At 61.1% G+C, this 21,444-nt stretch carries 18 protein-coding genes and 1 pseudogene; 7 read left to right on the forward strand and 12 right to left on the reverse strand.

What is annotated here, in order from left to right:
• Nucleotides 1–6: 6 nt before the first annotated feature.
• The 7 genes from QN222_RS21795 to QN222_RS21825 all read right to left on the reverse strand — a co-directional run bounded on the left by QN222_RS21795 (nt 7) and on the right by QN222_RS21825 (nt 5,644).
• A complete protein-coding gene (locus QN222_RS21795) occupies nt 7–1,083 on the reverse strand; it encodes a hypothetical protein (protein WP_283962766.1) in 1,077 nt (358 codons plus the stop codon).
• Nucleotides 1,084–1,240: 157 nt separating this feature from the next.
• On the reverse strand, nt 1,241–1,711 hold the full coding sequence (locus tag QN222_RS21800) for a hypothetical protein (RefSeq protein ID WP_283962765.1): 471 nt from the start codon (nt 1,709–1,711) through the stop codon (nt 1,241–1,243).
• Nucleotides 1,708–3,540 carry an AAA family ATPase gene (locus tag QN222_RS21805; RefSeq protein WP_283962764.1) on the reverse strand — a complete coding sequence of 611 codons (1,833 nt, stop codon included), beginning with the start codon at nt 3,538–3,540 and terminating at the stop codon, nt 1,708–1,710. The genes QN222_RS21800 and QN222_RS21805 overlap by 4 nt, the downstream gene beginning before the upstream one ends.
• Complete coding sequence (locus QN222_RS21810) at nt 3,540–4,304, reverse strand: DUF1376 domain-containing protein (protein ID WP_283962763.1); 765 nt, start codon at nt 4,302–4,304, stop codon at nt 3,540–3,542. The genes QN222_RS21805 and QN222_RS21810 overlap by 1 nt, the downstream gene beginning before the upstream one ends.
• Nucleotides 4,305–4,536: 232 nt before the next feature.
• Nucleotides 4,537–4,902, reverse strand: coding sequence for a hypothetical protein (locus QN222_RS21815; protein WP_283962762.1), 366 nt, complete (start codon nt 4,900–4,902; stop codon nt 4,537–4,539).
• Nucleotides 4,899–5,285, reverse strand: a complete 387-nt coding sequence (locus QN222_RS21820; RefSeq protein ID WP_283962761.1) for a hypothetical protein — start codon at nt 5,283–5,285, stop codon at nt 4,899–4,901. The genes QN222_RS21815 and QN222_RS21820 overlap by 4 nt, the downstream gene beginning before the upstream one ends.
• 167 nt (nt 5,286–5,452) lie before the next feature.
• Nucleotides 5,453–5,644, reverse strand: coding sequence for a helix-turn-helix domain-containing protein (locus QN222_RS21825; protein ID WP_283962760.1), 192 nt, complete (start codon nt 5,642–5,644; stop codon nt 5,453–5,455).
• 110 nt (nt 5,645–5,754) lie between these two features.
• Here QN222_RS21825 and QN222_RS21830 point away from each other — a divergent pair, with 110 nt between their 5' ends.
• Together QN222_RS21830 and QN222_RS21835 are read left to right on the forward strand one after the other, a co-directional pair.
• Nucleotides 5,755–6,387: an Arc family DNA-binding protein gene (locus QN222_RS21830; protein ID WP_283962759.1), complete on the forward strand. Its 633-nt coding sequence runs from the start codon at nt 5,755–5,757 to the stop codon at nt 6,385–6,387.
• On the forward strand, nt 6,384–7,619 hold the full coding sequence (locus QN222_RS21835; RefSeq protein WP_283962758.1) for a site-specific integrase: 1,236 nt from the start codon (nt 6,384–6,386) through the stop codon (nt 7,617–7,619). The genes QN222_RS21830 and QN222_RS21835 overlap by 4 nt, the downstream gene beginning before the upstream one ends.
• A 109-nt stretch (nt 7,620–7,728) precedes the next feature.
• Here the strand turns inward: QN222_RS21835 and QN222_RS21840 are convergent, their stop codons facing one another.
• Nucleotides 7,729–8,454, reverse strand: a complete 726-nt coding sequence (locus QN222_RS21840) for an META domain-containing protein (protein ID WP_283962757.1) — start codon at nt 8,452–8,454, stop codon at nt 7,729–7,731.
• Between the two features lie 423 nt (nt 8,455–8,877).
• Here QN222_RS21840 and dxr point away from each other — a divergent pair, with 423 nt between their 5' ends.
• Nucleotides 8,878–10,053 carry a 1-deoxy-D-xylulose-5-phosphate reductoisomerase gene (gene dxr / locus QN222_RS21845; protein WP_284005590.1) on the forward strand — a complete coding sequence of 392 codons (1,176 nt, stop codon included), beginning with the start codon at nt 8,878–8,880 and terminating at the stop codon, nt 10,051–10,053.
• A gap of 70 nt (nt 10,054–10,123) precedes the next feature.
• Here dxr and hemA read toward each other — a convergent pair whose 3' ends face one another.
• From hemA to QN222_RS21865, 4 genes are all read right to left on the reverse strand, one after another.
• Complete coding sequence (hemA, locus tag QN222_RS21850) at nt 10,124–11,338, reverse strand: 5-aminolevulinate synthase (protein WP_283961812.1); 1,215 nt, start codon at nt 11,336–11,338, stop codon at nt 10,124–10,126.
• A 206-nt stretch (nt 11,339–11,544) separates the two neighbouring features.
• Complete coding sequence (locus tag QN222_RS21855; protein ID WP_283961811.1) at nt 11,545–12,342, reverse strand: xanthine dehydrogenase family protein subunit M; 798 nt, start codon at nt 12,340–12,342, stop codon at nt 11,545–11,547.
• Between the two features lie 15 nt (nt 12,343–12,357).
• Nucleotides 12,358–14,706: a xanthine dehydrogenase family protein molybdopterin-binding subunit gene (locus QN222_RS21860; RefSeq protein WP_283961810.1), complete on the reverse strand. Its 2,349-nt coding sequence runs from the start codon at nt 14,704–14,706 to the stop codon at nt 12,358–12,360.
• Between the two features lie 80 nt (nt 14,707–14,786).
• On the reverse strand, nt 14,787–15,275 hold the full coding sequence (locus QN222_RS21865) for a (2Fe-2S)-binding protein (RefSeq protein WP_283961809.1): 489 nt from the start codon (nt 15,273–15,275) through the stop codon (nt 14,787–14,789).
• Between the two features lie 424 nt (nt 15,276–15,699).
• Here QN222_RS21865 and QN222_RS21870 point away from each other — a divergent pair, with 424 nt between their 5' ends.
• From QN222_RS21870 to QN222_RS21885, 4 genes and pseudogenes are all read left to right on the forward strand, one after another.
• On the forward strand, nt 15,700–15,951 hold the full coding sequence (locus tag QN222_RS21870; protein ID WP_180939260.1) for a glycine zipper domain-containing protein: 252 nt from the start codon (nt 15,700–15,702) through the stop codon (nt 15,949–15,951).
• Nucleotides 15,952–16,273: 322 nt separating this feature from the next.
• Complete coding sequence (locus QN222_RS21875) at nt 16,274–17,473, forward strand: NAD-dependent formate dehydrogenase (protein WP_283961808.1); 1,200 nt, start codon at nt 16,274–16,276, stop codon at nt 17,471–17,473.
• A gap of 292 nt (nt 17,474–17,765) precedes the next feature.
• Nucleotides 17,766–19,679: an autotransporter assembly complex family protein gene (locus QN222_RS21880; RefSeq protein WP_283961807.1), complete on the forward strand. Its 1,914-nt coding sequence runs from the start codon at nt 17,766–17,768 to the stop codon at nt 19,677–19,679.
• A 99-nt stretch (nt 19,680–19,778) separates the two neighbouring features.
• Nucleotides 19,779–21,444 (forward strand): annotated as a pseudogene (locus QN222_RS21885) (translocation/assembly module TamB); the annotation flags it as partial.

Here is a 21,444-nt window from a genome sequence, read left to right on the forward strand (position 1 = left end):
TCCTTTCTAAAGTTTCGTCGAGCTAATCGGGTCGAGGACGGGATCAAGCGGGTTGGGGATGGGAATCCCATGAAAGGCACGTGGAATGACCAAGTTGCAGTAGAATGATCCTTGATAGGTTTCAGCTCTCAGGTTGACGCCGGATCCTTCCCACCTAAACACCAGGGAGTTGAACGGAGACTGTTCGTTCTTTGCCCATCGCTCTAGGAGTGCCAGCGACGTTGGCCGCAAGAAGTCGCGAGCCTCACTGACCTTTACGACGAGCGAACGGAGCGTCTTCATCATCCATTCCACACGACGGCCCCGATCGATGATCTCTTGTGCTGTCTCGTCGTCTCCACCTTCAGAATTCCAAGTGGGGAGGGGACGGCGTAGGTCATGGCAAATAGAACGGATGCCGGAAAGCGTTTCTGCTGGCCGGAAGTTTCGAGAGATGAACGGCAATCCGTCTACCGTGCCCAACAGTACGTCCTGGAAGAGGCGTTGCCCCCTTCCATCTCGTGATCCAATGTCCTCTTTCAAGTAGACGGCACCGTTCTGAGGCGCGAGTTCTTCCCACAGGAAGGCAACAAACCCGGCAGCGTTCTTGTCGAGGTACTCCCTGACGAACTGGACGGCTTTTGCGATGGGCTCTAGCTCATCGATATATGCCTCGAGCGCCGGAACGCGATGTTCCATGCGCTGCCACATCCTCTGATAAAACAAGCAGCTCTGTTCAAACTTGTACCGTTTGTCGGCAACTCGGTAGGTCTCCCCGAAATGCTTAGCCGCGCAGTCGTGACCAATGAACCGCACGCACTGCTCGTCCGGGAACCACGCCATTCGGCCGACCTTGAACTTCCCCGAAGTTGGGGAGCAAACAGGGCAAGGCACCAACCTGCTTTCAATACGCTTGGCTAGGGGGACTGACAGTTCACCAGAGAGCAGCCGGACATTCTCCGTCGCGCTTGGCTTTGTGCGTGACACCTTTTCGAAGGTTTCTGGAGATCCTGTTTGCTCAATGTGTTCATGCCATCGCTGAATAAATTCGGGCGACGGGTGATCTGGGAAACATGCATGAAAGGGCAATTCGAATTCTAGCATTGCGAACTTTCTCCGCGAATCAATTCGACACCACAAACTATAGTCGCATAGTCGCGCCGCTTTCTCAGTCGAATGTTCGCAAATGTTCTCATCCACACACTGTCCACATTCGGGTGTGGAAAGTGCGTTTGAGCTTCCCCGGCCGCTTCGAACGGTCTCATGCCTCGCCTCGTGCAGCCTTTTCGGCAAGGTAGGCGGCTACGTCGATCTTGCGCACCTCAGAGGCCGCGCCGAACGTGCCGAGTTTGTGATCCCGGTAGGCGCGCTCACCGGCCGGGTCGAATTTTGCGGAAGCGACACCACGGACCCACCCGGGCGCCTTGGCCGCGTTTACCTTCATTCGGTGTTCCTGCTTCTCCTGCAGTTTCTTCTGCTTGCGCTGTGAGCGCTTAGACTTGGTTTCCGGTTTGCCCCAGACAACCTTTTTCGCTTTTCGCGGTTTATCCGGGCGGTTGGCGTTGTCGTTGTCGAGACGATCGAGAGCCTTCCATGCTGCGGCGTTCGTGTCGAACGGGCCTTCGACGAGTTTGCCGCACTGATCGGTGATTTCCCATCGGCCGTCGTCATTCCGCATGACGTTGAGAAGGGGCGGCGTCACCTCGATTTGGCGAATTGAACGTCCTGTCATTGTGCAAAGCCCTCGTTACCTGATAGCACCTCGGAACCGCGCGGGATGTACTGGCGGTCCCAGTGAAAGCGGTTGCTGCTTGTGTGATAGCGATAGGTCGCCTGATCGAACCAAAGCCCGACCTTTCCCTCGAAATCGCCGTTCCGTTGCTTTGCGACGTTGAGGATGACGCTCGGTTTCTCCTCGAGCGCAGTGCGCTCATCCTCGGTCTTCGCGGCCTTGATCTTTCCCTCGAGATCCTTGTTTCGCCAGACCGTTAGGATGTTGAACGCGTTGGCGCCGATTTCCATGGCACCCTTGATGTCCTCGGTTTCGGGAGCGCCGCCGCGGTCCTTGTCGCCCTTGCGGGAATGGGCAACCAGGTGGACGTGGACGTTGTTCTCGATCGTCCAGTCGACGAGCTGAAAGACGGCCTTCTCCTGCCCGTTGTAATCGTCCTGGGCGATACCGACGCGCATCAGACTGTCGATGATAAACTGGTCGCAACCGTACTTGGCGCGAGCGTAGTCGAACACCTCGAGCAAAGCCGGTATTCCCGCCTTGCCAACGTGGTCGTAGATCAGCAATCCACTGTCTAGCCAGTTCAGGATTTTCGTGATGAACGCAGCCGGAGGACGATCGACACCCCCGGTCTGCTTGGCGAGCCGTTTGAGGGTCTGCTCGCCCTTCATTTCGAGCGAGGCGACACAGACCCGGCTTCCCTGCTTCACCCAGTGAGCAATGCAATCGGAAAGGATCTGGCTCTTGCCGTGACCGCTGGCCCCGCTCCACAGCGAAAGCTCACCAGGCCGAAACAACAACTTCCCGGAAATCTTATCGTAAGGGACCCCGTAACCGACGTGGTCGCCCTCACCCGGCCAGAACAGATAAATCACACGGTCTACAAGGTCGCTGGGCCGCCGGAGGCCGGCAGGATCAAGACTGCGTGCCTCCTGCAGGCAGCGTTCCATCTCCGCGCCACTTACGCCGTCCGTCAGGCACTTGTTCGCATCCTTGAGCGGCAGATGAACACGGACGCATCGATGCCTGCCGAGCCGGCTAGCGATTTCCTCGGCTGCCTCATCACCCGGGCCGTCCATGTCAGTCGACAAGTAGATCTTTTCGAACCGCTCCAAGCGCTCGAATTCATTCTCGATCCACTTCTGCTTGCCGCCCTTCCCGCCGCCGAATGGCACTGAAACCGCCGGGAAGCCGAAGCAGGCCCACGAGAGTGCATCGATCTCGCCTTCGGTGATGACCAGGGTCCTAGCATTCGGGTCAATCGCCTGCCACCCGAACAAGATAGGTTCGCAGTTCGCAGCAGTCGGGACCGGCTTGGCACCATCCTCAGCCTTCCGGCTCTTGGCCATCGCCAGCACACCATCAGGCAGCAAGAACGGGAAGATGATATCCTCGCCACGCTCCCCGATCTTGTATTTCTCCAGCACGTCATCGGGGATGCAGCGGCCGGCGAGGTAGTCCCGCACCTTCGCCTTCGGCTGGTTGCACTTCGGGCGCTCCGGGCGAACGTAGGACGGTTTCGGGTCGCGCGTCGGCACGGGACGGGAGACACCAAGCCAATTCGAAATGTCGTCGATCGCCTCGGCAACGGTCTGCCCCCGGCATTTCGACCAAAGGTCAATCAGATCGCCACCCTCTCCCGTGCTGAAGTCCGACCACACGCCGGCCTTCTGCCCAGTCAGGTGCACACCGAGGCTCTTCCCCTTCTCGCCGGCAGTGGAGCCGGCCCGCCATTCGTTGGCCTCTTTGCGACCGTTCGGCAGCAGGTATTCGACGACGGCCACGACGCGGTCGTTCAGCTTACGCTTGAGCTCGATGATGTCCGCCATCACTCGACCCCCGCGTAAACAGGATCACTCCGCCAGTCGTCACTGACGACCGTTTGAGACGACGGCTCGTCCAACCAGCACAGCCCATTCAGCCACGACGCCGGTTGCTTGGTGTACTTCGGGTCCTGCCCTTTGCGCTCGCTAGCATAGCGGTCGGCGCCTTCGAGGATTCGCGCAAGCTCGTGCTTTTTGCGAACAGCCTTGAAGGCTCTCAGCGCTGCACCTTTTGCAGCCTTTCTCGGGTACCGAGGCCAGAAGGAATTCTCAAACTCGTCTTCGATAGATTGGCCAAAAGAAGAAGATTTATCTTCTTCTAAGATAGGTTGGTGGTTGGTGGTTGGTGGTTGATGGTTGGTGGTTAGTTTTTCGTTGGAGAAACCGCCTTCTTGCTCGTTTCGTTGATTTAATTTGTTTTTCTTCGACGGTCGGCCGCCGTTCGAACCATTTTCAGACGCAGTTTGGATGCGTTTCAAGCTCTTTTCGACCTCACTTTGAGCACGCTTCTGGAACAGTTTGCCGTCACTTTGACGCGATATCTTTCCTGTCGTGACTAGCTTTTCGATGATCCGCCTGACGTCAGAGGGTCGGATGCCGCACAGCGCCGAGATGCGCCGTTCGTTCTGCTCTATGGCGTGTCCTTCAGACATGATCAGGCTGCAGAGCATCCAATAGACGCCCTGCTCGTCTGCCCGAAGTACGCCGCCAACGCCGGCTATGTATTCGTCAGGGTGATAGTCGACCCGGCGCGCCTTTCCGTTGCTCATGGTCTCGATGTGCCTCTTGGCAGTGACGCGCGATGGGAGGGGAAAATCGTAACATTGTGGCCGAGGCGGCGCTCAGACATCCTCTCCTGATCAGGCAGGTAGACGTTCAGGAACCCGATCCATGCGGCTGCGGCCTCACGGCAGTCTTCGAACGACAAAGTCCTATCCGCCTTCCTGCGGGCGTCGGCGTATCGTTGCCACGCCTCCATTTGTATCTCGACGGAGGGCGCTATCATACCAGCACCTCCCTCAAGAACCGCTCGTCGCGGACCTTGATATCGGCTACGACAATGGCGAGAACGCCGGCCTCGAACTGCTCGATCGAGACGATGTGGTCGTGGTACCGCTCGTTCTCGCGTGAGAGTTTCAGGTTCTTCTTGCCGTCCCAGGCAGACGAGACCCGATAGAGGTCTTCTCCGACACCGTTGTCGACGAGGTAAATGCCCTCGCCGCGATAGGTGTGGATCGGCGCGACGAGGACGTAGTCCCGATCGCCGCGGAGGAGTGGAAACATTCCGTCACCTTTGACGGCGTGAACGCGGAAGCTGTCGGACAGGACACGTTCTGCTGGTAGGGCGGGGGCGAAAAAGTCGTTCATTTCGCGCCTCCGATTTTCGGAGCATAGCGCTCCCGAGACTTGGCGTCGGCCTTATCCCTCGCGGCCTCAGACGCGAGCACTGCAAACGAGGACAGCGAGTCGGCGCAGTCGGCCTCATAGCTCAGGAGCGTCCAGGCGCGCCACTCCACCTCACGAGACGCCGTCGGCTTCGCTGCCCTGGAGACATTGAAGAGGGCTTGCTCGTATCTGCTCACGAACTCTAATAAGTCCTCAAGCGCTTCGCCGGCGTCGTTGTAGTTGTTGCTATCCTCCCTCAAAAAGCGCGGCTGGCAGCAGAAGGCCGCGATGACGTCACCCACAGTGTGCAACACACCCCGGAAGGCGTGCAGTTCTTCCATGCTCATCTTGCGCAGCTTCGCCATGTCGATTTCACAGGACATCGGGCCTCGCGGCGCCAGAGGATCACGGTGGGCTGGATCGGCGAGAGCCGATGTGGTAGCGTGCACTTCGTTCATTTCCTTATCCTCATGAGGGTTGGACCTCGGCTCGGCAGGTGTTGGCGCACCGCCGGGCCATTTCGTTTCTTGTTTCATGCCGCTGACTCCATGAAGAAGCGAATGAGCTGGCTGCGCTCGGCGACCCACCGACCACCGACCTTCTTGGCGGGGAGCTCACCATTATCGAGCATGTGAAAGACAGCTCGCTGAGAGCGGCCGATGAATTTCGCGATCTCCTCGGCTCCCCAAATCAAATCCATCGTCTCGGGCGTGTTTCTTGTCATTCCTAGGTAACCTCTCGTTAAGAACATCACGGTAATATAAATTACGGTGATTTGCTTGTAGGTCAAGCGAAAAGAAATTACTGTGATGTCATTAGGTGGGAGTAGAGCGTATGGCAGGAAAGCCGGGCCGAGGATCAGATCAGTTTCCGCTCAGATTGCCTGACGGGATGCGGGACCAACTCAAAGAGGAGGCCGATAAGAACAATCGCTCCATGAACGCCGAGATCGTGGCGCGCCTTGAAGGCTACGACATCATCCATTGGCGAATGGGCCAACTTATGGAAGAAAAGGAAAGGCTTACCGCGCAATTAGACGCGACCAGAGAAGCGCTGATCGAGCAGAAGACGATATCTGCGCGACTGCAGCACCTTCTCTCTGAAAACTTCGAAGATGCCAAGAGACGCGAAGATAATGACAGGGAAGCTGCCGAAGCGATCGAGGCTCGCTTTAATGAGATGAAGGCGCAAAGCGAGTATCTGGAATCATTGAAAGCGGAATTGCTGGAACTCTCTAAAGAGCGCGACGATATCAATTCAGAGGCCGAGGACCTGATTAAGCAACAGGGCGAGGCCATCGAGATGCTTATGAAAGGCCAACGCGCCACGGCTGCCGTGTTAAAAGAAATCGCCAAAAGACAGGAGCCGGACATCACCGGCACTCCCCTGACTCCGGATTTGTTTGACAAGCTCTTCAACCAGCTAGTGCGCCTAGAGCAGAAGCTTGATGAGAAGCCGAAAAAATGAGCGTTCGCAAGCGCACATGGACCACCCCAAAAGGCGAGGAGAAGTCCTCCTGGGTCGTCGATTACTTCGACATGGCCGGCAAGCGCCGGCTGAAAACGTTCAAACTCAAGAAGCAGGCCGATGCCTTCGCCGCGACAGCCGCCGTCGAGGTCAGGGAGGGGGTCCACGTTGCCGAAAGCGCGAGCGCCACGGTCCAAGAAGCCGGCAAGCTGTGGATAGCGAGTGCCCGCGCTTCGGGGCTCGAGCGGGCAACAATCGATGATTATGAGCGCCATCTTCGGATGCACATCGTCCCGTTCCTCGGCGCATCGAAGCTGCCCAGTTTGTCCATTGCGAAGATTCGGGCGTTCGAAGATCAGTTGCGCGAGGCCGGCCGGTCGCAAGCTATGGTCAAGAAGGTACTGGTAAGCCTCGGCTCGCTGATTGCCGACGCACAAGAGCGTGGGCTTGTTGCGCGCAACGTCGTCCGGGACATGAAAGGGAAACGTGGCTCCGGAGATAAGCGCCAGGAAAAGCGGCAGAAGGGCCGCCTGAAGATCGGGGTGGACATTCCAACTCGGGAAGAGGTGAAGGCACTCCTCGTGGCGCTGAAAGGGCGCTGGCGACCACTGTTGCTGACGGCCACCTTCTGCGGACTGCGAGCGTCCGAGCTTCGCGGGTTGCGGTGGCAGGACATCGACTTCGATCGGGGCCAGATCCGCGTGCACCAGCGGGCCGATCGGTTCAACGAGATCGGAAGGCCGAAGTCGATCTCTGGAGAGCGCACAGTGCCGGCACCGCCGATGGTCATGAACGCGCTGCGCGAATGGAAGTTGGTCTGCCCCAAGCGGGATACCGGGAAGGTCGGTGATGACGGCCAGAAGGTCATGGCGCTCGATCTCGTCTTCCCGAACGGCACCGGCAAGGTCGAGCAACTGAACAACATCCTGCGGCGCGGCTTGCATCCGGCGTGGGTCGCGGCCGGCGTTGCCGTCGACAGCGGAGAGGTCGACAAGAAAGGCAAGCCGGTGCTCGCCCCAAAGTACACAGGGATGCACGCCCTTAGGCACTTCTACGCGTCCTGGTGCATCAATCGTCGCAAGGACGGGGGTTTGGAGTTGCCGCCGAAGGTTGTCCAGGAGCGTCTGGGCCACAGCTCGATCATGATGACGATGGACGTCTATGGGCACCTATTCCCGCGAGCCGATGACAGCGACGAAATGGCAGAGGCGGAGCGCGCCTTTCTTGCCTGACTGCAACATGGCTGCGACATGACGTCCGTAATGCCTGCAGAATAAGGAGTTGAGAGCAGATTCCTAATCTGGGGGTCGCGCGTTCGAATCGCGCCGGGATCACCATTTGCTATTTCATCTTCTCGCAGACGACTCCCGGGTCTTCCTCCCCCTTCGTCACGTCGAACAGCGTCGCCTCTTCGCCCTCGGTCCACCAGACATATCGGCCGCCTGCATATCGTGCGCCCGATCCGGAGATGACCGCCGAAGCAACGATGTAGGTGCCGCCGATCGAGAACGTCACCAGCGAGACCGGGCCGGCATTGATATATTCGGTCTCGACCGTCTCGCCGCCGCAATCATAACGAACCTTCTGTCGATCGACGGCACCGGCATCGGGGATGTTGAGCGTGACTTCGGCGACACCAGCAGCCCCCGCCTCCATTGAGGTAAGCCGCATGACCGGCGTACCGTCGGGCCTCGTCAACGTCAGCCTTCCGCCGTCGATCCTCCAGGTAAGCCCGTCGCGCAGCGTGTCGAAGAACTTCTGCTCTTGGTCCATGATCGCCGGTGCGCACATCTTGCGCGCCGCAGCAGTTGGCCCGAATGTGATCGTGGTGCCTGAAAGGCGGAAAGCACCGGTGAAATTGTTGCAGCCGGCCATGCCGCCATAGGTGCCATCCTCGCGTATCTCGAGCACGGTCTGAAGGTCGTCGATCACGCCGCCGCCGCCGATATCCTCAGCAAGCCAGGAGCCGATCAGTTCTTCCGGCACCTTCTCCGCGGCGACGATCTGCGTCGAAGTCAGCTCGATCAACACGCAAGCGCAGGACGCGGCAGTCAGAGCCTTGAGCATCTGAAACTCCTCCACAAATCGGCATGTTTCGCTGCCTGTACCGATGCTACTGCATGTTTCCTTACATCGTAGCCGATTTAAGGATAAAAACATGCGGCGATTCAAAGTGCTACAGCGACCTTTGCGCGTCTGACAAGACGCGCGGCGCTGTAGGGAGTCACGGCGCAGGATGCGAGCGGAAAACGCTTCGCCGGTACTTACCCCCCACTATCTGCGAGCGGTGCGATGGAGGGACGGCAAGTCCGCCCTTGTTGCCCGCGGCATTCGGCTGTAGAGCCTACTGCATGTTTCCTTAAATCGTAGTCGATTTCAGGATAGAAACATGCAGCAATTCAAAGTGCTACAGCGTCTCTTCGCGCGTCTGATGAGACGCGCGGCGCGGTAGGGCAATTCTTACGAACGAGAAGAACACGGGATTTGGCAATGGCATCCGGCGACAGCACGAAGCGCCGTCTGACAATATTGGGCTCCACCGGCTCGATCGGCACAAACACGCTCGACGTCATCGACCGGCTGGGCGGGCGAGATCGTTTCGAGGTCGCCGCACTGACCGGAAACGGCAATATTCCGCTGCTTGCCGAACAGGCGCGCCGGCTCGGCGCCGAACTGGCGGTGACCGCGGACGACAATCTTTATCAGGACCTGAAATCGGCGCTTGCCGGCAGCGGGATCGCGGTTGCCGCCGGTCGCAGCGGCTTGACCGAGGCGGCCGAGCGCGACGCCGGCTGGGTGATGGCGGCAATCGTCGGCAATGCCGGCCTTGCCCCGACACTTGCCGCGGCTAGGCGCGGCGCCGATATCGCGCTTGCTAACAAGGAATGTCTCGTCTCGGCCGGCAGCCTCTTCGTCGACGCCGTCAAGATGGGCGGCGGCCGGCTGCTGCCCGTCGACAGCGAACACAATGCGATCTTCCAGGTGCTGGAAAACGATCAGCGCCATGCCGTCGAGCGGATCATCCTGACGGCCTCCGGCGGACCGTTCCGCACCAAATCGCTCGATGAGATGCGCCATGTTACGGCCGCGACGGCGCGCGCCCATCCGAACTGGTCGATGGGGCTGAAGATCTCGATCGACAGCGCCTCGATGTTCAACAAGGCGCTGGAAATGATCGAGGCGCGCCATCTCTTCGGGCTCAACCCCGAGCAGATCGAGGTCATCGTGCATCCGCAGTCGGTCATCCATTCGATGGTCGGCTACAGCGACGGATCGGTGCTGGCGCAGCTCGGCTGCCCCGACATGCGCACCGCCATCGGCTATGCGCTTTCCTATCCGAGCCGGTGCGATCTGCCGGTCGAGCGGCTCGATTTCGCGAAACTCTCGCGGCTCGACTTCGAGGCGCCGGACGAAATCCGCTTTCCGGCCCTGCGCCTGGCGCGGCGTGCGATGGAATCAGGCGGCGTCCAGGGCGCCGTACTGAACGGCGCCAAGGAAACCGCGCTCGAGGCGTTCATCAAGGGACGGGCCGGCTTCCTCGCCATGGCCGAAATCGTCGAGAAGGTGATGGACGCGCTGGCCGACCTGCCTGCGGCCGCCACCATGGATGATGTCTTCGCCGCGGACGAAAAAGCCCGGCAGATGGCTGCTGGGCTCATTCGGTAGCGCAATTCCAGGAAAAGTGCGTAACGGCTTTCCATCCGGAATTGCGTGGCTTCAAAGAGTCAGGCTGCGCTTACGCGACGGCCCTTGCCAGCGCACAGCGCGACCACAGCGAATGCAGCGCCCCGACCAGATGGTCGATATCGGCATCCGAATGCAGCGGCGTCGGGGTGATGCGCAGGCGCTCGGTCTTCTTCGGCACCGTCGGATAGTTGATCGGCTGGACGTAGACGCCGAAATTGTCGAGCAGCAAGTCGGAGATCCACTTGCACTTGGCGGCATCGCCCACCATCACCGGCACGATGTGGCTCGGATTGACCATGTGCGGGATGCCGCGCTGGTCGAGCAGCGAACGCAGCCGACGCACGCGCTCCTGATGCGCGAAACGTTCGACCTGGCTTTCCTTCAGGTGCCGGATGGAAGCGAGCGCACCGGCTGCAAGCGCTGGCGGCAGCGCCGTCGTGAAGATGAAGCCGGAAGCGAACGAACGGATGAAGTCGCAAAGCGCCGCCGAACCGGTGATGTAACCGCCCATGACGCCGAAGGCCTTGCCGAGCGTGCCCTCGATCACCGTCAGCCGGTGCATCAGCCCCTCGCGTTCGGCAATGCCGCCGCCGCGCGGGCCGTACATGCCGACCGCGTGCACTTCGTCGAGATAGGTCATCGCGCCATACTTGTCGGCAAGATCGCAGAATTCCTTGATCGGCGCGATGTCGCCATCCATCGAGTAGACGGATTCAAAGGCGATGATTTTGGGCGCACGCGGATCGGCCGCGGCAAGTTTGGCTTCGAGATCGGCGACAGAATTGTGCTTGAAGATCACGCGTTCGCATTTCGAATGGCGGATCCCCTCGATCATCGAAGCGTGATTCCCGGCGTCAGAGAAGACGATGATGCCGGGAATCTTGGAACAGAGCGTTCCAAGCGCGGCCCAGTTCGACACATAGCCGGAGGTGAACAGAAGGGCGGATTCCTTGCCGTGCAGGTCGGCAAGCTCGCGTTCGAGCAGGACGTGGTAGTGATTGGTGCCCGAGATGTTGCGCGTGCCGCCGGCGCCTGCGCCGCATTCGTCGATCGCCCGCTTCATCGCTTCGGTCACGACTGGAGACTGACCCATGCCGAGATAGTCGTTCGAGCACCATACGGTCACTTCCTGGGTGCCTTCGCCCGTGTGGCGCGTTGCCCTCGGAAAATCACCGCGATGGCGGGCGAGATCCGCGAAAACCCGATAGCGGCCTTCCTGATGCAGCCCGTCCAGCTCGTTTTTGAAGAAACTCTCGAAATCCATCATCATCTCCAGTGCCCTGACGCCTTTCTTGATTCAAAGCGATCAGGGGTCAACCCCGGAAAGGCCCCCGCTCCTGCGGCAAAAGGCCCCTACTTTTGAACTATTCCAAAACAGGTAGTGCAACTCAATCCCCTCAACTTTGATCGAAGTCAAGCTTTTGCAAAAAAGGACGGCCGGAGCCGCCCTTTTTCAATACTTAAGTCCCATCAAGCCGCGGCCACGGCGCGCTTGGTCATAACCTTGATAAGGTTGGCGCGATAGGCAGCGCTGGCATGAAGGTCTGCCAGCAAATCCGATGCATCCACGGAGACATTGCCGACCGCATCCGGCGACCAGTTGCCGGCAAGTGCCGCCTCCATGCCCTGATGGCGGAAGACACCACTCGAACCCGCTCCGGTCACGGCAACGCGCACGTCGCCATTGTCGCGGCGCACGACGAAGACGCCAGCCATCGCGTAGCGCGAGGCCGGGTTCGGGAACTTCTGGTAGGCCGCCTTCGCCGGCGCATCGAAGGTGATGGCGGTAATGATCTCGCCATCGTCCAACGCCGTTTCGAACAGTCCGGTGAAGAAGTCCGCCGCTGCGATCTCGCGGCTGTTGGTGACGATCGTTGCGTCGAGTGCCAGCATCGCCGCCGGATAGTCCGCCGCCGGATCATTGTTGGCGATGGAGCCGCCGATCGTTCCCATGTTGCGGACATGCGGGTCGCCGATATGGCTGGCGAGGGCGCAAATCGCCGGGCAGACCGCCCCGAGTTCGGCCGACGACGCGACCTCGCGATGGGTCGTCGCCGCGCCGATCCGCACGGACCGTCCGTTGACCGTGATCCCTTTCATTTCGGCGATGTGCCGAAGATCGACGAGATCGCTTGGCGCCGCGAGCCGCTGTTTCATCGTCGCAATGAGCGTCATGCCGCCGGCGAGATATTTGCCTTCGGCGGCTCCGCCGATCAGCTTCACCGCCTCCTGCACGGAGGCCGGCCTATGATAGTTGGTCTCATACATCTCTGGTCCTCCGTATCACTTGGCGGCATGGGCCGCAGCCCATACCTTCTCGGGCGTCGCGGGCATGGTAAGCGCGTTGTTGCCGATCGCGTCGGTGATCGCATTGATCAGCGCTGGCGGCGAACCGATCGCACCCGCTTCGCCGCAACCCTTGACGCCGAGCGGATTGTTCGGACACGGCGTATTCGAGGTCGACACCTTGAAGGACGGCAGGTTATCGGCACGCGGCATGGCGTAGTCCATATAGCTCGCCGTCAGGAGCTGGCCGTTTTCCGGATCGTAATGGACGCCCTCGAGCAGCGCCTGGCCGATACCCTGCGCCAGCCCGCCATGCACCTGACCCTCGACGATCATCGGGTTGATGAGGTTACCGAAATCGTCCGCCGCGACGAACTGGACGATCTCCGTCTGCCCGGTTTCCGGATCGACTTCCACCTCGCAGATGTAGCAGCCTGCCGGGAACGTGAAATTCGACGGATCGTAGAAGGCGCCCTCCTTCAGGCCGGGCTCCATTCCGGTCGGCAGGTTGTGGGCAGTGTAGGCGGCAAGCGCCATCTGGAACCAGGGCACCGACTTGTCGGTTCCGGCAACCTTCAGCTCGCCGTTTTCGATGACGATGTCGCTTTCGTCCGCCTCCATGAGATGCGCGGCGATCTTCCTGGCCTTGGCCTCGACCTTGTCCAATGCCTTGACGACCGCCGACATGCCGACGGCACCGGACCGGGAGCCATAGGTTCCCATGCCCATCTGCACCTTGTCCGTGTCGCCATGGACGATATTGACGCTGTCGATCGGAACGCCGAAACGCGCTGCGACGAGCTGGGCAAAGGTCGTCTCGTGCCCCTGGCCGTGGCTGTGCGAGCCGGTCATCACTTCGATCGTGCCGACCGCATTGACCCTGACCTCCGCCGATTCCCAAAGGCCGACGCCGGCGCCGAGCGAGCCGACGGCGGAAGAGGGCGCAAGCCCGCAGGCCTCGATATAGCAGCTCATGCCGATGCCGCGCTTCATGCCGCGCCGCTCCGCTTCCGCCTTCCGGGCGGCAAAGCCGTCCCAGTCGGCCGCCGCCATCGCCGCGTTCAACGACGCATCGTAGTCGCCGGCGTCGTAGTTCATGATCACCGGGGTCTGATGGGGGAAGGAGCGGATGAAGTTGATGCGCCGCAGCTCGGCAGGCGAAAGACCGAGTTCCCGTGCCGCGATCTCCATCGTCCGCTCGAGGAGATAGGTGGCCTCCGGCCGCCCCGCGCCGCGATAGGCATCGACCGGAGCCGTGTTGGTATAGACCGTGCGGACATTGGCATGGATCGCCGGGATATCGTATTGCCCGGAGAGCAGCGTCGCATAGAGATAGGTCGGCACGCACGAGGAGAAGAGCGACATATAGGCGCCGAGATTGGCGATGGTGTCGACTTTCAGCGCGGTGATTTTGTTAGAGCTGTCGAACGCCATCTTCACGGTCGACACGTGATCGCGGCCGTGGGCGTCGGTCATGAAGGCTTCGGTACGGTCGCACGTCCACTTCACCGGCACGCCGGTCCGTTTCGAGGCCCAGAGACAGACGATCTCCTCCGGATAAATGTAGATCTTCGAGCCGAAGCCGCCGCCGACGTCGGGTGCAATCACCCGCAACTTGTTTTCCGGCGCGACGTTGTAAAAGGCGCTCATGACCAGTCGCGCCACATGCGGATTCTGGCTGGTCGTGTAGCAGGTGTAGCGATCGTCGCCCGAGTCATAGATCCCGAGGGCCGCGCGCGGCTCCATCGCATTCGGCGACAGGCGGTTGTTGAGGATCTTCACTTCCGTCACATGCGCCGCCGCCGCGATCGCCGCATCCGTCGCCGCCGCATCGCCCAACTGCCAGTCGAAGATGAGGTTGTTGGGCGCTTCCGGATGCAGCTGGGGCTGACCGTCTGCGAGCGCCTTGGCCGGATCGGTCACCACCGGCAGCGCATCGTAATCGACAACCACAGCCTCGGCCGCATCGCGCGCTTCGTTCACGCTGTCGGCGACGACCACCGCGACCGCATCGCCGACATAGCGCACCGTCTGGTCGGCCAGCGGCCTCCAGGCGCCCATCTTCATCGGCGAACCGTCCTTTGAGTGGATCATCCAGCCGCAGATCAGGTTCCCGATGCCGTCTGCGGTGAGCTGCTTGCCATCGAGCACGTCGATGACGCCGGGCATCCCCTTCGCTGCCGCGGCATCGATGCTCTTGATCTTCGCGTGCGCGTGCGGGCTGCGCACGAAGACGGCGTATTTCATGCCCGGCACGCTCATATCGTCCGTGTAGCGGCCCTTTCCGGTCAGGAACCGCTTGTCTTCCTTGCGCGCCACCCGCGCGCCAATTCCTTCAGCGCCCATTGCCTATCTCCTTCCGAGACATTCAGCGAAAGTCCTGCGATGAAAACCGTCGGGGACGTTTTCGTCCCTGTGAAAGCGCCTCATTCGGCCGCTTGGCGCACGCCGCCCATCTCGGCCGCGGCGGCGAGGATCGCCTTGACGATGTTGTGGTAACCGGTGCAGCGACAGATATTGCCCTCGAGCTCGGCGCGCACCGTCGCCTCGTCGAGGTTGCTGCCGTGCCGGGCGATCATGTCGACGGCCGTCATCACCATGCCGGGCGTGCAGAAACCGCATTGCAGTCCGTGATGCGCTTTGAACGCCGCCTGGACCGGATGAAGTTCGCCGTCCTTCGCCAACCCTTCGATGGTGGTGATCGATGAGCCTGCCGCCTGCACTGCCAGGATCGAACAACTCTTGACCGACAGCCCGTCCATATGGATGACGCAGGCGCCGCACTGCGACGTCTCGCAGCCGACATGCGTGCCGGTCAGTCCGAGATTTTCGCGGATAAAGTGCACCAGCAACGTCCGGTCATCGCACGTGCCGCTGACCTGGCGGCCGTTGACCGTCATTGTTATTTTCGCCATTTCGCTCCTCCGGGGTCGGTCGTGCCAACTTGAGCGCGGCTTCAATTCGGGTGACATGCGTCCACGCGACTGAAGTACGCGCCAACTGATATCTATGCCCTTGCCCGCGGGCCCGCTCCTCCCGGACTGACGCGGCGCTTTGTATCATTTGTCTTTTTTTGGAATGCCGCAACCGTTTCGGCCAGCGAGCGACAAAAAAATTCCGCGGTGGCTGTGACTGCGGGAACAGCGCCTTCATGTTCCGTTCAGGAAACATCGCATTATCTTGCGCCGGGACCAATTCGGCGGCCCCGTGGACTTTCCCGCGCGGCTGTTTATTGTCCCGAATGCAAGTTCAAGTGGCGGAGACGTTCGTCGACCCGCCTTTCAATCCAGGGACGGACGAAGCGATAGGCTGAGATCCGTAGAGATCGGAGAGGACAATATGAAAAAAGCCATCGCACTGGTGCTCGTCGCCTTGTCGGTCGCAAGCTGCACGCAGACGGAAAAGGGCGCAGGCATCGGTGCTGCATCGGGCGCGATCATCGGTGGCGCCATCTCGAACGACGTGCGCGGCGCGGCTGTCGGCGCAGCCATCGGTGGCGTCGGGGGCGCGCTTATCGGCCACGCCACCGAGCAGCCGGGCCAGTGCTACTACCGCGACCGCTACGGCCGCCGCTACATCGACCGTTGCTGATTGCTGCGGCAATCGCAGACAAGCGGGCCCCGGAGCGATCCGGGGCCTTTTTTTGCGCCCCTTGCCCGACGGGAAAGCGAGGGCCTGCGCATCACTCCGACGCCCGTCTTCGTTCACACGCGACGTTGCGACCACTTGAAACTGCGCCCGACTCCTCCACTTTTTGAGGCAGTATCAATTCCACGAATGTGGGAGGGCCAGGAGCAACCTTGCTGGCCACCGATATTCAACAGGGCAAGTCGCTCTGCTGTTCGTCCGCATTGACCGGCAGTCTTGAAAGAACCGTGGCCTTCCTCTTCGTCTTCAATGAAGGGAGATGGAAATGGCAAAGGTCCTTTGCGTCCTCTATGACGATCCGGTCAACGGCTATCCGACGGCTTACGCGCGGGATGGCTTGCCGAAGCTGGAACGCTATCCCGGCGGCCAGACGCTTCCCACCCCGAAGGCTATCGATTTTCAACCGGGAGTCCTCCTGGGCAGTGTGTCCGGCGAACTGGGACTGAGGAAGTTTCTCGAAAGCCAGGGACATAGCCTGGTGGTGACCTCGGACAAGGACGGTCCCGACAGTATGTTCGAACGGGAACTCGTCGACGCCGAGGTTGTGATCTCGCAGCCCTTCTGGCCAGCCTATCTGACTGCGGAACGGTTCGCCAAGGCGGCCAAGCTCAAACTCGCGATCACGGCCGGCATCGGCTCGGACCATGTCGACCTGCAGGCCGCGATGGACCGTGGCATGACCGTCGCCGAAGTGACCTACTGCAACTCGATCAGCGTGTCCGAGCACGTGGTCATGACGATCCTCACCCTCGCGCGGAACTACATCCCTTCCTATGAGTGGGTCATGAAGGGCGGCTGGAACATCGCCGACTGCGTCGCGCGTTCCTACGATATCGAGGGCATGGAGATCGGCACAGTGGGCGCCGGGCGGATCGGAACGGCAGTCTTGCAGCGGCTTAAGCCGTTCGGCGTCACGCTGCACTACACCGACCGCCACCGGCTCCCCGATGCGGTCGAGAAGGAGCTCGGCGTTGCGTTCCACAAAACCGCGGCGGAGATGGTGCCCATCTGCGATGTCGTCACCATCAACGCGCCTCTTCACCCGGAGACGGAAAATCTCTTCGATGAGGCCATGATCGCCAAAATGAAACGCGGCGCCTATTTGGTGAACACCGCGCGTGGCAAGATCTGCGATCGCGATGCCGTCGCGCGGGCGCTGGAGAGCGGCCAACTCGCCGGTTATGCCGGCGACGTGTGGTTCCCGCAGCCGGCACCCAAAGACCACCCGTGGCGATCGATGCCCCATCACGGCATGACACCGCATATTTCGGGCTCGTCGCTGTCCGCACAGGCGCGCTATGCCGCCGGCACGCGAGAGATCCTCGAATGCTGGTTCGAAGGAAGGCCGATCCGAGAGGAATATCTGATCGTCGCGGGCGGCAAGCTCGCCGGAGCGGGGGCGCACTCCTATAGCGCCGGAGACGCGACGCGCGGGTCCGAGGAGGCAGCACGCTTCAAGACCTGAATGCGGCCGGGTGCGCAGACCGAGGCACAGCCGCAACCGGGATGCAGCCAAGAGACTTTTTGACCGCAACGGATAAGGCGTCGCCGAACGCGTATTATCTGTGGAGGTGCACTTTTGTGCCTGAAGGACAACATAACGAGTCCTTTTGCCGAAATTCGTTGCCGAATCTCGTCTCCCAGGGTGGAACAGGCGGGCCGTCCCCGTTAACACATGGAAAATCATATCCTGCTATGCTGGCCGCGCCGCATATGCAGGCAGTTTGTTGTGAGTCGCCTGAAACGGGATGCGGGGGATGTCTCCAGCACGATCGAGCATTGCGCACTGGAAGGCAGCGACCGCTCTCGCAGTTGTGGCTTCGGCGCTGTTCGGCCCGTTTTCCATCGATCAGGCCCACGCGTTCAGGCTCTTCGGCATGCGCTTCTTCGAAAGCGACGAGGAAGAAGTCCAGGTCATCAACCCGGTCAACTATGCCCTGACATTCGAGGCCGGCACCGACGACAAGGAAGTGCGGGAGGCCATCGAGAACAGTTCGATGCTCTTCCAGGACCGGGAAAAGCCGGTCTCGGGCGACCTCGGCCTCGCGATCAAGGCACGCGACGACCGGGAGCGTATTCTCGCCGCCCTTTATGAGAAGGCCCGCTACGGCGGGACCGTAACCATTCTCGTCAACGGACAGAATATCGACAGCCTGCCGCCTGATCCGTCCTTCCCCAAGGGCAAACCTGTGCCGGTTTCGGTCACGGTCATGCCCGGGCCGGCGTTTACGTTGGACTCGGTCAGATTCGAAGGTGATGCCGCCGGGCTCGATCCGGCCACTTACGATCTGAAGCGCGGCGCCCGCGCCGACTCGATATTGATAATCAAAGCGGGCGAGCAGATCGTGAACGATCTGAAGGAACAGAGCCGCCCCTTGGCGAAGCTCACGGAGCGCAGTGTCGTTGCCGACCATGCCACGTCTACAGTCGACGTCACGATCAGCGCCGTCGGCGGACCGGTCGCGCCGGTCGGACAGCTCACGGTTACCGGCACGAAGACCGTCGACCCGGATTTCGTCAGGGATTATTCCCGCCTCAACCACGGCCGCCCCTACTCGCCGGAGAATATCCGCAAGGCCGCCGAGCGCCTGCGTCAGTTGAACGTTTTTTCGAGCGTCACGATCAAGGAAGCCGATGCGCTAACGCCCGACGGCACGATCCCGATGAACATCGAGGTGTCCGAAGGCAAGCACCGCTATTTCGGCTTCGGCGGCCAGGTCTCGACCACCGACGGCCTCGGCGTGCAGGGCTATTGGGGCCATCGCAACCTCTTCGGCCGCGCAGAATCCTTGCGAATAGAAGGCTCGGTCAACCGTATCGGCGAGACCACGGACGTCGGCGGCCTCGACTATTCCGCCGGTATCCTGTTCGCGAAACCTGGCGCCTTCGGGCCGGCATCGACCTTTACGGCAAGCCTCACGGCCAGCCTCGTCGACCCGGACGCCTACCGCGCAAAGATGATCACCGGGGCGGCCGGCGCGACCTTCGAGCTTTCGCCGCAGGATACCTTCTCCGGCGGTGCGGAGTTGAGCTGGGCCGACGTCGACGACGCTTTCGGCAAGAACTCCTACCTTACCGCCAGCATCCCGCTCGAATATGTCCGCGACACGCGCGACGACAAGCTGAACGCAACGGAGGGCTACCGAGCCCTGATCAACGCCAAACCGAGCTACGAGATCGAGGGGCAGACCTTCTTCAGTTCGTTCGAGGCCTCGGCTTCCGGCTATTACGCGCTCGGCGAGGAAAAGCGCTTCGTTCTTGCCGGCAAGCTCGGTGCGGGCGTGCTTGTCGGCGGCAACGAGCTTGTCGACATTCCGGCGCCTCGGCGCTTCTACCTCGGTGGAGGCGGGTCGGTGCGCGGCTATTCTTATCAGGAGATCAGCCCGCGCGACGAAAACAACGATATCACGGGCGGCCGCTCCTATGTCAGCGCCTCGCTGGAAGCGCGCATCGCGATTACCGACACGATCGGCATCGTCCCCTTCCTCGACGCCGGCACCGTCTCGGAAAACACGACGCCTGATTTCTCCGATATCCGCGCCGGTGCCGGCATCGGCCTGCGCTATGCCACCCCTTTCGGACCGATCCGGTTGGATTTTGCGGTCCCGCTCAACAAATATCCGGACGGGACCGACTACGGCATCTACGCCGGCATCGGCCAGTCCTTCTGAATTGCGCCTGATTTTGTTGATAGTTCAGGCAGATATACTCCGCAGGCGACAAGTTCATTGCCGATTCCGAAACGGCGTAAGTTGGTCTATGGGTAGGATATGAATCAGGTCATCCGCTTCCTCCGATCCGGGCTGCGCTTTTTCTTTGCCGGCCTCGGCACGCTTGTGGTCCTGCTCCTCCTCATCATCGCCTTTGCCGGGTTCACGACGCCCGGCGCGCGGCTCGTCGCCTGGGCAATCGAGAAATATGCCGCAACGCCCGACCAGATCGTCCGGATCTCGGATCCGAGCGCCCTGTTGACCGGCGATTTCAGGGCCGGCTCGATCACGCTGTTCGATGGAAAGGGGATCTATGCGGAAATCCGGGACCTCTCGGTCAACTGGTCGCCGACCGAACTCCTCTCCATGCGCTTCGATGCGAGCCATATCTCGGCGGGTTCGGTCCGCGTCGAACGCACGCCCATTCCCTCGACCGAAACGAGGGAGGTACGCAGGAGTTTCGCACTGCCGGTCGAAGTCAAGATCGACGCCTTCGATCTCAACGAGATCATGATCGGCAAGGCGATTGCCGGTGAGGATCAGTTCCTGACCGCGCGCGGCAGGGCCAACGCCACGAATTCGAGCATCGCCCTTGCCTTCGATGCCGCCGAGCGCGATCGCCCGGAGGCGCACGCCGTTGCGGATATCGTCTTCAATCCGGCCGGCAACCAGCTGAAACTGGAAGCGAATGTCTCCGAACCGAAGGGCGGGCTGCTCGCCAAGTTGCTCCGCTTGCCGGGCGAGCCGGCTGTCGGCATCACCTTGACCGGAGAAGGGCCGCTTTCCGATTGGGCGGGATCGGGCACCGCCTCGCTTGACGGCAACGAGATCCTCCGGCTCGACGGACGCCATGTGCAGGCCGGGGACGGCATGCACCGGCTGGCCGTTTCCGGTGGCGGCGCCTTCGTTTCACTCGCGCCAGCGATCTTCAAGCCGTTGTTCGAGGGAGCGACGAGCATCGACGTGACGGCTGCCTTCGACGGATCGAGCAGGGTGGAGATCGAAGCCGGCAAGCTTTCGACCGGTGCACTGACGCTCAACGCCTCCGGAACGGTTAACAGCAAGGGCGAGAACAACCTTCAGGCAAGCCTTGCAGGCACCAGCGGCCCCATCGACTTCCGTTGGCCGCTCAGGGAAGGCGAGTTGCGCGCGCTGATCAACACTGCCAATCTGTCGTTGATCGGCGACGGTCAATCGGCAATTCTCGACATCGCCGCCGATCTCCCTTCCGTCTCTCTGCCGCAGGTGAGCCTTGGCGCCGTACGGCTTTCGGCGCAAAGCGACGCCTTCAATCTGCAAACGCAATCCGGGCCGCTGAAGACGACGGTCGACGTCGGCGAGAGCCGTTTTGCAAGCGCGGATCTCGACCGGGCGATCAAGGCGCCGGTAAAACTCGATGGAACGATCGATGTCGGGCCCGAGAACATCCGCTTCGATCCGCTGACGATCGAGAGCGCGAGCGTCGGCGGCAGCGTCACCGGCAACCTGAACCGCGCCGATACGACGGTTGAGGCGGCCTTCAAGCTGTTCGCGGTGCCCGGCGTTCTGCCGCCCGGCATCGCCGCAAAGTTCGACAATACGATTGCGGCAACAGGGAGTCTCGCGACCGGTGAGGACGGCAGCGTCCGGCTGAGTGCGCTCGAACTTACCTCCGGCACCATCGACGCCCGCGGCACCGCTGCCCTTGCCGAAGGCGCCCTGACCGCGGATATCGAAGGCACGCTGC

Source organism: Sinorhizobium sp. 6-70 (assembly GCF_030124375.1).
Lineage (GTDB): Bacteria > Pseudomonadota > Alphaproteobacteria > Rhizobiales > Rhizobiaceae > Sinorhizobium.